Source organism: Aquimarina sp. 433, assembly GCF_054054605.1.
In genome coordinates this window covers 246,677-260,920 of record NZ_JBSWZK010000007.1, presented here as the reverse complement: position 1 = coordinate 260,920, position 14,244 = coordinate 246,677, and the positions used below count along the sequence as shown (strand labels likewise).

Sequence of the window (14,244 nt, the reverse complement as noted above, 5' to 3'; positions counted from 1 at the left end):
TTTTTAAAGATTCCCTATGTTGGTTCTTCCTAATATTATTTTGTTTCCTGTTTCTTCTGTATCATCATTATCACAATCGTGCAATCTTCCTGTTTGATAAATTGTATTGGCCTTATTCATAGCCTCTATCAATTCATTCAAAGTAGCTCTATACTTCTCGATATCTGATTTGCTTTCTATAGTGGTATCACAATGTAATTGCTCTAAAAAGCTCTTGTATTTGGTTTGAAGGTGTAGCATATCATTTTCTTCATCTGGCACTAATCCTAAGGGATGTCCAATCCAACATATTTTGGCCAAAACATGAGCAGGTAGTTCTTCTCTAATCAATTGCTCGGCAAATCTTCTAAAATCTTTATTCCCAAATCTCTTGGTCCATCCTGGAAGTATGATCGAAACCCTAAAAGAGTATGGATCGAAAGGGCTGCATGACTTGCAATCTGCATCTATGCATACTGGCATAAAATTTTCTGGACTGGCATCGGGTTCTAATCCTGAAGGATCTTCAACATCAAATTGATCTAAATTATTCTTATCTGGTCTAAGCAGGATATGTTCTATGATATACATTCCTTCATCTGCGGTTACCTCTTTTATTAGTGTAATTAGAGCATCTCTCGCAGCTATCCCTTCTTCTTTAGTGTCTGTAAAAGCTATTCTTCTGGCAATAATCCAATCTTCGTTCTCTGGATCATTGATATCAGGATTAATTAGGTTGAAATATGTCTGAGTACCATCTTCGGTTAACTTAAAATCATAATTATCTGGATTTTTAGCATAGTGATATGCTAAGAAAAGCTCTTTAAAAGCATCCTCTAAACTATGATAATGCTTACTGGAGGAAAGCAAAACCTGACTTTCATTCTTAATTCTCCATCTGTATTCTGTTACACCATCATCATCGAGTTCTTCATAAACTTCTAAAAATTCGGAAGCTAAATCTCTTCTACTATGATCTACAATTCCAAGTAATTTTGCTATTCTTTGTTGAACACCTGAAACATTCACCGTATCCCAAATACCATTATCGTTTATCGTAGATTCTGGATTACAGTAGTTAAATCCCAATCCTCTTGCGCAACTGATTTCTTTATAATTTTGTAAAAAACTAAGCTTTGCCCTCAAAATTTCATCATTGGCAATATCATTATCTCCATAAATTAATTTCATCATAAAAGCGTAGTCACCAAATCGTTCAGCAAATCGACTGATCAAGTGATCTAATAATTGATTCCTTCGTTCATAGAATACTTCTTTTCCAGTTTTTTCTTCGTGCAGATCATTTATAATCTCCAGAAGATCAGATTCATAATTCGAATAATCCCCTACTATCATTTTAATATCAGTAACATCTTCAACTTTTTGTGCATAATAGGTTTGCCTATTCTTGAGTTCTTCTGCCTCGGTAAGTATTACATTATCCACATATAGTTTTTTCAGATGTTCATCTACTGATAACAAATCTTTTACTTTGGATAGATGCTGAAAATAATTGGCCAATACCTGATCAAAGAACAACAAATATGCTTTTAATTGATTTGCTTTGGCCTTTCTTGGTTTTTTAGCATTTCCGGGAAGTCCAAAAGGAGAAATCCCATAGGCATCAGGAAAATCATTCTGAATAGTTGTGTAACTTTCTGGCGCCATGTATTTCCCTAATGGCATTGCTACATCTTCTATCTCAACATCTTCATATTTGGCTTTTTCCTGTGCTTTTAGTTTAGCTAAGTGGGTCGCTACTTTTTCTTTATTAATTCCTATTGGTAATAGTCCCTTGGTGAAATTAAAAGTACTTTTATCGCATCGTACTGGTTTATGCCAATCCTTAATACAAATATTCCATGCACCTTCTAACCCTAAAGTTTCTCCACAATTACTAATTGAGATATCCTTAATTACATGAACCCCTTCGATATTCATGATGAGCTGAATGATATCAGATAATCGAACATCCTTTCGAAGATCTGCTTTGATCAGTTCTTCTTTATCAATAAAACCACCTTTATCATTTTCTAAATGGGTGCATCCACTTGAAAAAGGAATTGGTCCTTCAAAAATTTGATCTGTTGTATATCCTTTATCAAACATTTGCTGTAAAGAATAAAAATTAACGGTTGGAGAAAAATAGAGGTCTATGGCTTGATAAATGAGTGCTAGTATATATTCTTCATCAGCACCTGGATCCAAATCTATATATGCACAGATCGCAATAGGATGTTCTTTTACAATAGAAACATCTACTACATCTTCACAAAGATTTCTGTTCTGATGATATATGTCTTTTACTAAAGAAATAATGGTAGTTGGATCTTCAACTTCTTCCTCCAGATCAATAATTACATCATTAAGACCTTTTAATTTAAATGGTTCTGGAAAAGTTTGGTTTTCATCAAAAGGAGTATAGGATAATTGAGCCGGATGTTCTTTACAGTTGACGTGTATAAATTCTTCGTGCTGTTTTATCCATGCATTTTTTACACCATCAATATGAATAAAAAGATTGCGATAATCTAAAGCTGTAACTGATTTTGTAGGTAAAATGTGTATAGCAGACAAGAACTGTTCGTGCATTTTTGCCATATTATTCTCCTTAGATGCTAAAAGATTTTCTATAGGCATTTCAATACGTTGCGACAAATCTGTTATAGCATACGACAGCATTTCTAAAATAGTAATCCCAGGATCATGTACATTATAATCTGTCCATAGCTTACTCCCGATTTTCTCTATATAGTCTACTCCAATTTCTCGCAAGTATTCATAATCCAAATCATTTTTGGTGCTTACATTTTTGGGTATGGATATCGTTTCTTTCACGAGTTTTACTTTTTAATAATTAATTCTTTCTCTACTTTTACTGTATTCTAAAAATCATCATCTCTATACTTTACATTCTTCTGAAGGACTCACTACACTTACAACGTGCTTTGTATATTCTACAGAAGTGAGAATCACTTTTGCACTTGATGGTACTACTTTCTTTGTTTGATTAAATATTTTTTTTCCGGTAGATACATCAATCCCTGTTTCTTGCAATAATTGAAAGTCGGTTATGTAGTCTACGTATGATAATTTCTCGATATAATTAATTACCATGCTTTGATGTAGGGTAATCCCAAAATCAATTACCGAAGTTTCCTCAAAAGCCCAAGGAGCTAAAAGCTTAGCAATATCTTTTTGTAATTGGATACTATAAAAACTCTCATCTTTACCTTCGTAAAACTTCGCTTTTAAATTGACCTTAACTTCTTCATATACTGGATTAATTACCTGAGCTGCAACATGGAGCGTATTCAGATTATTAATAAATTCCTGAATAGCATTACGCTTCGCTTTACTAATTCTTGGTTTATAAGGATCATATACATTTTGGTTAATGATATTCGGTATGACCACCAAGGTTACATCTCCAGGAGATAAAAAAGACGTTAAAGATGTATGATTTAAACAATTAACCTTATAGATGTCTGGAAATTCTTGTAATATCAGGTTTTCGTAATCCCAGATAGTAATAGCTCTTTGTTTATGTCTAAGGCGTTCACTAATTCTGCGATAAAAATCTTTATCAGTTTCTTCTGGTTTACCATCAAAAGAACCATAATTCTGGGCAACTCCTTTTACATTTGCTAGCCGTTCTACTAACTTAGAGATTGTTCCTTCAGGAATACCATATTGTAAATGATTCAGATTATTATTGTTATTCTGAAATTGTGCTAAAACAGCTTGCGCCTTAATATCTATAAGCTGACTTACGGTATCAAAATCTCTTGGATTCTCTACTTTAACCCAGAATAATCCTGTTGGTAATTTTGTATTTTCTTTTGTAGCTTCTTTTGGAATCGAAAACTTTACTATTCCTGATTTTAGAAAATTATCCGTGTTGTTAGATATTATATAATCTGTATTTAAAGACAGCCATTCATTGTTACATAATATGGACCATGCTAGTTTTTCTCCATCAGCAAAATCATTTGCCGTTTCAGGGTTTTCACTACCTTCTAAGGTTTGTACTAATAAGGAAACACTTTCTAGATTCTTCGCATTTTCAATCCCTATAAACAAGCATCCCTTTTTGTAAGCTGGTAATAATTTGATTTCTGGATTGGCAATAGCTAGTACAGATGCTTTTTTTAAATCTTCACTTTCTTCCGATATACCAAAAGGGTGCTCATGGAATAGCTGAACATTTGCATCCGTCGTGCTTGCTTGTGCAGCATATCCGACTTTTATTGTTTCTATCTGTGGAGTATACGGTGCATTTGGTATTAATGTGTCAGTAGCATTTTCTTTGGATAATGCTACCGAAAAAATCTTAGGGAACAGATCATGCAGAAATGATTGATTGAGAATAAGTTTGACAAAACCTTTCTTTATAGAAGCTGAAAATTTTTCTTTAGTAGGTATCTTTGATTGAAATGGAAATCCTCCTTTTTGAAATTTTGGGAGTGGCTCCATAAGAAAATCCAAAAAACCACCTTTTTCACTTCCCACTTCTGCAGTACGGGTAATGGCAATAGTACTTTTATCAGGATCTGCTTCGCTAAAAAGCAAATGATCTAAATCCTTTGATTCCCAAACTCCATTCTCTAAAACTTGTATTTTTGAAGTGAAATAGTCTTCATTAGCTACAATAGCTTCTAAATTATCATCATTTACTAATCCTCCACTAGAATTTAAAGCTAACGTATATCTATCTTTACTAATTCTTTGTATAAACTCTGTCCTGTAAGCTATATAATTTTCAACCAAATTGGGTTTATCTTTCCAAGAGAAATCAATATTTATTTCTGTCCAATTTTTATCTAATGCTTCGGGAAGACCAATAAAAAAATTAGATCCTTTTTTGGGTTGTGGACCAAAAGGATAAAATGGTTTGGAAGCATCCAAAACCCCTAAATCATTTTCAATGGTTATATCCTGAATGGAATCTACAGAGACATCAATAGAGATACTATTTACCTTAGTAGCAGAAAATATATTTTGAAAGGTATTTCCAATGGTATTCGTAATACTATTTTTTATTAAAAATCTAGCTACAGGATCTGTAGTTGTATATGGTTCCAAAAGCACTTCTTCGTCATATCCGACAATAGGATCTAATCCTTCATTAAGTATAACCACTAGTTTTAGTTCTCCAGAAGTTATAGTAGATTCGGTAGTGCTAATTTCTCCTTCGATCCATTCTTTTTCTCCACTAAAAAAAATGCCTAGTGCCTCTGGAATATCCGAAGTATTTATTCCTACTGTGCTAAACGCACCTAAACTTATAGTAAACGTTATTGTCCTTTTTCCTTCTTTTAGCAATAGAACAGGAGACGCGACTCCAAAACCTGTTTTTCCAAAAGGAAGATTCGGATAGGTTGCAGCATCTTGTGTTGGTCCTAATGTATCTGTAGGATATCCAAAAGGCCACCATCGTATCTGATCATCTGGAAAATCTTCTCCTAATCCATCGTATGAATTTGCAATCAAAGCATTTCTAACACCAACTCCTTCTTCATAGAATACATTACGTAGTGAAGAAACGGATGCCTCATTGACCACAATTTCTTCTTGCGTATAATATTCACGCTTTATACCATCTTCATCTTTTCCTCCATCCAGCTTAGTGTCTTTATCTATTTTAACCTCTGTAGCATTTTTAGCTAGTTCAAACAATACGTGCACTTTATCTTCTACAGCTGCCTTATTACTTAATTTTAGAACTTCTTTATAATAAAAATCAAGATGCTTTTTAGACAAACTATTAAGTCGTTCTTGCGAAAAGCTAGTGAGCTTCAAAAAAGCTGCAAATAAAGAGAGATGTGGTTGAATACTTTTCTCAATTGAGATTTCAGCTTCTTCTAGTTTTGTAATTCTTTCTACGAAACTTGCTATTTCTTCTTCTTTTACAAAAAAGTTACTCCAGTCACCTGAAACGGTATTACTTTTTGTATCAAAATATTGTACTTTTTGTGAGAACCTATATGCAAATCGCATCCAATCATCGATACTCAAATCGTGTAATTGTATACTTTCTGGATCTAATGCATCAATACAACGCTGACTTTGAGAAGTACCATTCCTCATCAATAATAGATCGTTATGTTCGCAACTGCTGCTCATTGTATTGTCTTTTTATTTTTGCTTAAATATTAGTACCCTCTTGTTTATAGAATGGAAACACCAAATTATTTCTAGCATTGGTTGCTCTAATTCGGTAATCGATATTGATTAATAATTCTCCATCCAATTCGTTGGTTTGATCAATCTGTATCTTCTCTGCATCTATTCTTGGTTCGTAGTAGAGAATGGCATTTTTTATCAACTCTCTTACAAAAGTTTTTAATGTGAGATTTAGAGGTTTAAATAAAAGTTCATCGAGATTACATCCATAATTCGGAACCATTACGCGTTCTCCTAAACGGGTAGATAGTAAAACTTCTAGACTACTTTTAATATCACTTTCATCAGAAAGCATTGCTACTTTTCCGGACTCGTTACCTTCCTTTACAAATTCTGGTGGAAATCCCCATCCTGTTCCTAAAAATGATGTATTTGTATCCATAATCATCCTCCTATTATTACTGTTAGCAATCCCATCACTATGGTTCCTCCATGAGCTGTACTATCACCCATTCTTGCTGCTGGCATTCCTCCTATCATTACGGTTCCGGATCCCATAATGATTGTATCTGGCGGACCTACACAAGTTGCCATATCTCCCACTCTTGCAGCTGGTAAACCTCCAATGAGCACTGTTGGTTCTCCTGCTGAAAGTATTGGACCTCCCACATGGGGAACTACTCCGGTTACCATAGGACATACATGCATATCTGTTATTCTTGCTGCTGGTGGCATTGTATTTTCTTTTTTTAGTTGTTAATTATTGGTTTATAGTTTCTGTCCCAAGAATTTGCTATCAAGCTCTTGTTTTCATTCTCTATATATTTCTCTAATTTATCTGTACTAAAGAACCTTTTAAGATTGCGGTAGCACTCGACGACATTTCTACTCCTGCCGACCCTTCCGCTTTAAATTGTGCGTTGGCTTTAATATTTACATTGGTTCCTTCGATATTTACATCTCCAGAAGCTGTAAGATTTATATCGCTCGCACTTTCAATCACGATACCAGAGCTATCGACCGTAATAATGTTAGAATTATCATCCTCCACTACTATGGATCCCGCATCTTCATCTAGCACTATTTTTTTACCTGCCGGAGTTTCAATACTTATGGATTTTTTATCATCATCAAAAAGTACTTTCATTTCACTTCTAGTAATAAATCCTTTTTCATGATTATCATCACTGGCTGTTATAGGAGCAGGCTTTGCACTGCTATTAAGCATTCCTAATACTACTCCATCATTAGGATCATCATTGATAAAACCTACAATTACCTCATCCGAGATTTCAGGAAGAAAGAATGCTCCTCTATTTTCTCCTGCATCTAAAGATGCAACACGACACCATATCCCTTGTTCTTCATTATTTATAATGGGTAACTGTACTAATATTCTATTTTCTCCATCAGGATCTTCTTCTAACTGACTCACAATTCCTATTTGGAGTCCACAGATTCCTGATAATAATCCAGAAGCTGGTAATGGATTAATATCATAGGTTTCAGAAAACCATTTGGGGTTTATTCCAAATTGCGCATCTACTGTCCAATTACCTTCGGAAATATGATGACTTATTCCTGTAACATACACGTTGCCATTAAATCGATCACCAACTCCCTGAAGTTTTAAAATAGTACCTGGTTTAACTGCTGGGATTCCTTGAAATTTGACTCTTCCTCTTATCTTAGATAATTGCTGAAACATCCACTTTGCATCACTCCAATCTTGCATTTCGGTTGTAGAAAGTGATCCTCCATGTCTCAATTCTAGATTTTCCAATCCTATTATTGATGAAAGATCTGACGGTTCTAAATTTCCATTAAGAGAAACTGATGGATCTACAGCCTCAATCTCTATAACCTCCTGATCGGCATAATTCCAGCTATACGAAGTAACCTTATCTATCTGATGTCTGGCATCAATCTCTGCATCTAAATCAAGCATTGTAGCTCCAAAAGTTACCGTTTCTATTTCAGCACTAGAGAAGTCAGGTTTCTTAACACTTAATTTACCATCATCGACAAAGCATAACTTACCATTTGCTTGTGCTCGACTTACTATAAAATCCCAATCTGAAATATGGTATTGCACCAATTCTTTATGCTCATAATTTGTAGCTTCTACCTCTTTATCAATACCATATGCTCCAATAATTTCTTCTATAATATCACTATCTTTATTTTCATAGAAATAGTTGCTTTTTCTACCAATCGTTAGCTTAACCGCTTCGTCTTTACATTCTACAATCAGATAAGAACCATTTGCTCTTATTTTAATATTATGTTTAATGATGATTCCTTTAAAAACCGTTTCTTCATCTGAATGATACCCTGCAGTAATTTCGATTTCTGCACCAGGAATTAATAGTTCCTCATTACTTAGTTCAAAATCCTGTTTTGCAGGTTCTCCGTCGATCAAAATAATTTTAGCGGTAGGAATTCTATTTACTTCTTTTTCAATAGAAATCGTCTTTACCTGATACTTTTTAGACAGTTCATTTCCTCCCACCAAAAGTTTATGAGTGATCAGATCCGCACTTTTAGAGGTTTGTATTACACTTCCTTGCGCCATGATTATGAAATTTTTTCTATTGGTGGAAAAAAGAGTTCTGTTCCTACTTCCAGTTTTCTAAAAGATGTTAGTTCATTTACCTTCGCTACTTCGAGATAATATTTAGAATCCCCATAAATACGATGCGACATCAGTGGCAATGTATCTCCTTCCTTTACTAAGCGCACATGCGTTAGATCAGGAGACTGATTATTTTCTCTTGCAACCCTTAAGTCGTCTTCTACAAATCCTTGAAATTTTGCTTTGGCAACAGCTCGAATGGGAGTTCCGTCTGATTTAAAAAGCTTGAACTCTATGCTCATTTCAGTGAGTTTCCCTTTAAACAAAAGGGTTCCCCAATATATCATTACATAATTAGGAGCATGTTCTTCTCCATTATAATCTAGGATTACTTTTTTAAACTTTTCAATATCATCAATAACCCCTTCACCATTGTCTTTGAAAACAGTATTACCAGAGCTTTCATTAGGATTATTACCATAATGAACAATGACCCCTGTTCTATCAAATAAAAACTCTAACTCTAGATCTTCTGGAAGTTTTTTATTGAATCTTGGAGAAAGATCACTGGTACCTGCCGCTTGATCTTCATTTTGTTCAATCTTATAATTAAACGTATACTTCTCTGGATTAATAAGTGTGGTAAACTCTCCATCTGCTACCTCATCGTTAAACTGAGGATCGCTATACGCTTTTACCCTAAGTTTTGTTAATTCTCCTGTACTCATGACTAACGATCTGTTTGTTTAGCAATTATTTCCATAATTTGTTCAACACACTCAGCAATAATGTTATCCTTATCAGCTTTAGAACTTTTAGCTGCTTTGCCTTCAGATTTTTTTGCATCATTATCTACATTGATCTTAATATGCAATTCTTTAATTTCTATTGCTCCCATTTATATTTATTTTATGGTATTGTAATAGTTATATACTAGTTCAATCGTCTCGATAACCACTTTGCTTTCTTCTGCATTAAAATCTCCGATGGACCATTTTATAGGATATGCATGCACTATATTCCAGGATATCAGCGGTTCGTGTTTTTCGTTTAGTAACTTGACGATTAGATCTATTGGCTCAAAATCAAAGTTCTCCACAGCTTTTTTACACCAATTCACCACCTCTGAATTTACTAGAAGTCCTCTTTTTAAAACCAGATTAGGATATTTAGTTCTTACTGGAATTTTATGCTTAAACCTATTTTCTCCACCTTCGGTAACTTCTTCAGTTTCTATATCCACTGTTAATCCAGAGACAGACTGAAAATGATAGTCTTTTTCACCGGTAGACAAACCGGTGAATTCTACACTAAAATGAAAGCCTACTGGTGGATAATAGGTAGCCATTAGGATGCTAGTTTAAGACTATTAATTACAAACTCTGCAGACTCTATTGCGATCTCATTTCCATCTGCTTTTAGGTCCGTAGATTGCAGTTTAGACAACCATGCATCTGCAGCTTCCCAAGTGAGTATTGGCTCATGTTTTTCATCTAACATGCTAATGGTAAGATCGCTTCTAAACTTCTCTTCTCCTTCTTGGAAAAAGACGTTTTTCTTCCACATTTCATAGAACTGTCCTTTAGTAGAGGCGAAAGTTCCTCTCTTGATAGCAATATTTGCAAACTTGGTCATTCCAGGTTGTTTCTTCTTGAAATAATCATTGTCCGCTCCTCCTCTATATTCTATAACTTCAGTTTCAAAATCTAAACCAGATACTTCTGTACAATTGAGTTCGGTGTCTCCACCTATAGTTACTTTAAAATGGAACTTTGGTAATGGATATTCTGCCATGATTTCTATGTTTTAAAATTTTATATTAGTTAAGGGTTATTATGCTTCTTGCATTTTGTGAGAGAATCTAAGAATAATAAATTCTGCCGGTCGTACTACTGCCATTCCAATTTCTATGATCATTTTACCATCTAAAACATCATTAGCAGTCATGGTTTCTCCTAAACCAACATTTACGTAGAATGCTTTATCAGGAGTAGGTCCTGCAAGAGCTCCTGCTCTCCATTGCAGTGTTAAGAAATTATTTATCATTGCTTTTACGCGAACCCATGTATTTCTGTCATTTGGTTCAAAAACAAATTGCTCTGTAGCTTTCTTAATGGATTCTTCTGCCATGTTAAAAAACCTTCTTACAGGCACATATCTCCATTCTTTATCATTTCCTGCCAGTGTTCTTGATCCCCAAACTAAGGTTCCTTTTCCTGTAAATGTTCTAATTGCATTTATTGATTTTCCTGCAGTAGTATCAACATTAAGTCTATCTTGGATATCATTGGTGATTTTTTGACTCGGCTTCACTGTATATTTTACGGAAACATTTGCTGGTGCTTTCCATACTCCACGATCATTATCCACTCTTGCATATACTCCAGCCATTGCAGATGATGGTGGTAATTCTAACGGAAGGTTATTGATAGCTGTTTTAATATTATTATATGTGGCACTATCCATATCTTTTATAGCACTCAACTTAAAACCATCTAAGTTTCCACTATCTGGATCCACGGCTTGTGCATCTGTAATTGCATCAATTACTGGTGGTGTAATTAAATCTTCTACCGCCTGAATTGTTGCATCTACTGTAGCCAAAGCCAAAAGGGCATTAGCAGATTCTGTTTTTACAGCTGTTCCATTTGCAGCCTCTTGGATAGTAGTTAGATGAGACTCTAAAGAAGTGATCAATGTTACTATAGTAGATCCGTCTGCAACACTAGCTGCTAATGCATCTGCAGCGGCGGTTGCGGCAGCGGAAACGACAGCGTCTTCGTTAGAGTTAGCTGCAGCGGTATTAGCATTACTAACTATGGTATTTGTGTCTTCTACAATATCGGATAAACTTTCTACGATCGGCGTGAGTGCATTCGTTATCGTTGATGAATTTGCTAGCGCATCACCAGCTGTCATTGCTTGTAAAGCTGTATCTTCTGTAGTAAGTGTTGTTACCAAACCTGTCATTGCAGCTTGCGCATCAGCGATATTCGTCAATAAATCGTTGGTATCACTTAAAAGTACTGGTTGATTGGTATTATGAGTGATTTCTAAAGCATCTTCATCATAATGATAATCCAAAATTGTTTTTAAATATGGAAAATACACTGCTCCATATTTCTTTTCATCAATATCCGAAGTGATTAAATTTCTCACTCCTTCTGGTTCATTCATTTCAACATCTTCATCATCTGTATAGGTGTCTATGATGCTAAATCTATCCTGCATTTTTTTACACTGCGCTAATGCATTATTGTATAGGTTATAGAAATCTGCTTCATTAGCAAGTGATGTTGCATCTGGAAACAATAATAATGTTGGTTCATCTTCTTTTTCTAGTGTATTTAAACCGTCAGTAAGGTCATTAAACTGTACCGGAGTTGATGAATTATTTGCAATTGCATCTGCATACGTATTTACAGAAACCACATAACACGGTCCTCCTCCATTAGCAAAATACATTTGCATAGCATAATACATTAAAAAAGGTGATTTTTCATCTTCTACAGGTTCTGTAACTGTAATGGATTTTTCTCCATCGACTTCGGTAATGGTAATTCCTAAAGCGGTTTCTTTTTGTGGAAACCCAAAGTGCACCTCGTATTCCAACATAGAGGTAATTCTCTTTGGATCCATATGTAGCGTCTCTGTAAGATCTTCTTCCTTCTCTTTTGCTTTCTCAGTATACCCTATAAAAGCTGGAATAGCTGTTTCTACTTGGGCTACCGAAGGAGGAAACTTTACAATTTCCTCTATATAGACCCCTGGTGTTTTGTACGTAGTTGCCATAATTTTAATTGTTTATTAAATAAAAATTTCAGAATATGTTGTTGTTATATTTGTATTTTCGTCTGTGACTTGTTTTATCATATTTGCAGTGGGATTTGGAAACATATATTTGTCAATATCTACTGGTAATGTTCCCGAAAAGTCCGCATTTGGATCAATTTCTATAAAGCCATTTTTAGTCAATGGTTTTACCGAAGAAGTTTCCAATTCATTATCATCTGATTTTTTAATATACTTCCAGATTGTTTTTCTATTATCGAAATGAATTTTAAATGCTGGGAAGGGATCCAATAAAAAACTTTTACTCTCGTTAGGATCACTCGTATCGATTTCTACTACATCCATAGTATTATCTCCAATCATTTTTAACTCTATAATTCCCAATAAACCTTTCCCTGTCTCTTTTTGTATAGATTGCTCAATAATTAGTTTGCCTTCATCAGTTATTAGGTCATCTTGATCTAATTCGGCAATTAAGTCCAATCGCTTATTGATTTCAGCATTTATATTTGCCTGTTGAATATCAAACCATAACTGTTGTGTACTTTCTTCAGTTATCAAAAAATCTTCTGTAACTAAATCGTTGGAAATATTCGTTGGGATATAAGAGAACGGATTCGCTTCTGTTACTGGTTTTCTATTGGAGAAATAATAGAGCTGATTATTCTCTTCAATTAATTCTGTATAATTATCGAATAAATAGTCCTTCTTGTATAAGAAAAATGTTAGTGTAAGTTCACTATTCAGGAAACTACTTGATTTTAATTTATTAGTATCTTCTAAAACATTGCTTAACACCTTAAAACCTCTGGACTCTTTAATTAAAATCAGTTTATGATTCTTCAATATTCTATAAGTAGCAAGAGATGGGATCACATCAATAGCATCCAAAAAGTTATACTTTTTCAATTGCTGTTCCTTCTCATCATCACTCATGGACTGAAATGTAACATCTCCATCATCCAGAAAATAGGAATGAAGTAGCTCTACAGAAAAGAGAGTATTGTATAAAATTTTAAAAGCCATCTAATTATGATTTAAACTTCCATTAATTTCTGTTATCAATGAACCTTCAGCCTGAGTAACATCTCTTTCAATTTCGAGTACACTTATTTTATATATCACCGAAGGGTACTGTTTTCCTCCCAGTGTTCCCCAAATGAAATTCATCTCTTCAAAAGATGGGCTAAAAAGTTCTACAGTGAATTTGAAATCCTTGATCTGATCCATTCCATCTAATGCTCTATCAAAATTTGTATTACTTTGAGTAAAAATCCTTTTAGACTGAAAGAATTCTATAACTTTTGATAGACTCTTTAATGACTCTGTATAATCACTTCTATTTGCTGAGAACATGACGTATAGATTCAAATGGACTTTGTTGTTTTTATAAATAACTTTGGCCCCTTCTATTTGATGATTAAGGATATTCTTAAGTGTTGCTTCTTCTTCGGTATGAAGTAATGATAGAATTACATTATTATTAGTACTGGAATTCTCATTTGCTTCTGAATCTATAAAAGCAATATTCTCTAGAGAAACTGGTTTTTCATCAATCTCTACATTAAAGAAATTATTGATTTCTTCAGTAATTATCTGTAATACCTCGAATATCATAGGTTTATATTAGTCTATTAGTAATATGGTTTTAAAGCTTAAGCTATTCATCTCCAACTCAGGGATGTTTTTAAACTTTACATAAATCAGGTAATCAATGATAAATAGGGGTAGTAATTCTTAATCTGTAAAAGGGAAATATGTGTCTGATTAAG

General features: G+C 34.1%; 12 protein-coding genes. All 12 read right to left on the bottom strand.

Features of this window, described 5'->3' with window-relative positions; all coding sequences use genetic code 11:
- Nucleotides 1-3: 3 nt before the first annotated feature.
- A complete protein-coding gene (locus tag ACWNT5_RS15825; RefSeq protein WP_456517878.1) occupies nt 4-2,817 on the bottom strand; it encodes a hypothetical protein in 2,814 nt (937 codons plus the stop codon).
- Nucleotides 2,818-2,880: 63 nt separating this feature from the next.
- On the bottom strand, nt 2,881-6,105 hold the full coding sequence (locus tag ACWNT5_RS15820) for a baseplate J/gp47 family protein (RefSeq protein ID WP_456517877.1): 3,225 nt from the start codon (nt 6,103-6,105) through the stop codon (nt 2,881-2,883).
- Between the two features lie 22 nt (nt 6,106-6,127).
- Nucleotides 6,128-6,547, bottom strand: coding sequence for a GPW/gp25 family protein (locus ACWNT5_RS15815; protein WP_299607144.1), 420 nt, complete (start codon nt 6,545-6,547; stop codon nt 6,128-6,130).
- Between the two features lie 2 nt (nt 6,548-6,549).
- Entirely contained in the window at nt 6,550-6,840 is a 291-nt protein-coding gene (locus tag ACWNT5_RS15810; RefSeq protein ID WP_456517876.1) for a PAAR domain-containing protein, read from the bottom strand.
- A 94-nt stretch (nt 6,841-6,934) separates the two neighbouring features.
- On the bottom strand, nt 6,935-8,680 hold the full coding sequence (gene vgrG / locus ACWNT5_RS15805) for a type VI secretion system tip protein VgrG (RefSeq protein ID WP_456517875.1): 1,746 nt from the start codon (nt 8,678-8,680) through the stop codon (nt 6,935-6,937).
- 2 nt (nt 8,681-8,682) lie between these two features.
- The gene (locus ACWNT5_RS15800) at nt 8,683-9,408 is read right to left on the bottom strand and encodes a CIS tube protein (protein ID WP_456517874.1); all 726 of its coding nucleotides are present in this window, start codon (nt 9,406-9,408) and stop codon (nt 8,683-8,685) included.
- A gap of 2 nt (nt 9,409-9,410) precedes the next feature.
- A complete protein-coding gene (locus ACWNT5_RS15795; RefSeq protein ID WP_456517873.1) occupies nt 9,411-9,578 on the bottom strand; it encodes a DUF5908 family protein in 168 nt (55 codons plus the stop codon).
- A 6-nt stretch (nt 9,579-9,584) separates the two neighbouring features.
- Nucleotides 9,585-10,028, bottom strand: a complete 444-nt coding sequence (locus ACWNT5_RS15790) for a phage tail protein (protein ID WP_456517872.1) — start codon at nt 10,026-10,028, stop codon at nt 9,585-9,587.
- The gene (locus tag ACWNT5_RS15785; protein ID WP_299607134.1) at nt 10,028-10,474 is read right to left on the bottom strand and encodes a phage tail protein; all 447 of its coding nucleotides are present in this window, start codon (nt 10,472-10,474) and stop codon (nt 10,028-10,030) included. The genes ACWNT5_RS15790 and ACWNT5_RS15785 overlap by 1 nt, the downstream gene beginning before the upstream one ends.
- A gap of 39 nt (nt 10,475-10,513) precedes the next feature.
- Nucleotides 10,514-12,472, bottom strand: a complete 1,959-nt coding sequence (locus ACWNT5_RS15780) for a phage tail sheath C-terminal domain-containing protein (protein WP_456517871.1) — start codon at nt 12,470-12,472, stop codon at nt 10,514-10,516.
- A gap of 15 nt (nt 12,473-12,487) precedes the next feature.
- Nucleotides 12,488-13,498, bottom strand: a complete 1,011-nt coding sequence (locus tag ACWNT5_RS15775) for a hypothetical protein (RefSeq protein WP_456517870.1) — start codon at nt 13,496-13,498, stop codon at nt 12,488-12,490.
- Nucleotides 13,499-14,089, bottom strand: coding sequence for a DUF4255 domain-containing protein (locus tag ACWNT5_RS15770; RefSeq protein WP_456517869.1), 591 nt, complete (start codon nt 14,087-14,089; stop codon nt 13,499-13,501).
- Nucleotides 14,090-14,244: the final 155 nt, after the last annotated feature.

Excerpts from the sequence above, each read along its gene's own strand:
- ACWNT5_RS15815 (WP_299607144.1), bottom strand. The coding sequence starts at position 6,547 with ATGGATACAAATACATCATTTTTAGGAACAGGATGGGGATTTCCACCA.
- ACWNT5_RS15770 (WP_456517869.1), bottom strand. The coding sequence starts at position 14,089 with ATGATATTCGAGGTATTACAGATAATTACTGAAGAAATCAATAATTTC.
- ACWNT5_RS15800 (WP_456517874.1), bottom strand. The coding sequence starts at position 9,408 with ATGAGTACAGGAGAATTAACAAAACTTAGGGTAAAAGCGTATAGCGAT.
- ACWNT5_RS15795 (WP_456517873.1), bottom strand. The coding sequence starts at position 9,578 with ATGGGAGCAATAGAAATTAAAGAATTGCATATTAAGATCAATGTAGAT.
- ACWNT5_RS15790 (WP_456517872.1), bottom strand. The coding sequence starts at position 10,028 with ATGGCTACCTATTATCCACCAGTAGGCTTTCATTTTAGTGTAGAATTC.
- ACWNT5_RS15785 (WP_299607134.1), bottom strand. The coding sequence starts at position 10,474 with ATGGCAGAATATCCATTACCAAAGTTCCATTTTAAAGTAACTATAGGT.
- ACWNT5_RS15780 (WP_456517871.1), bottom strand. The coding sequence starts at position 12,472 with ATGGCAACTACGTACAAAACACCAGGGGTCTATATAGAGGAAATTGTA.
- vgrG (WP_456517875.1), bottom strand. The coding sequence starts at position 8,680 with ATGGCGCAAGGAAGTGTAATACAAACCTCTAAAAGTGCGGATCTGATC.
- ACWNT5_RS15820 (WP_456517877.1), bottom strand. The coding sequence starts at position 6,105 with ATGAGCAGCAGTTGCGAACATAACGATCTATTATTGATGAGGAATGGT.
- ACWNT5_RS15775 (WP_456517870.1), bottom strand. The coding sequence starts at position 13,498 with ATGGCTTTTAAAATTTTATACAATACTCTCTTTTCTGTAGAGCTACTT.
- ACWNT5_RS15810 (WP_456517876.1), bottom strand. The coding sequence starts at position 6,840 with ATGCCACCAGCAGCAAGAATAACAGATATGCATGTATGTCCTATGGTA.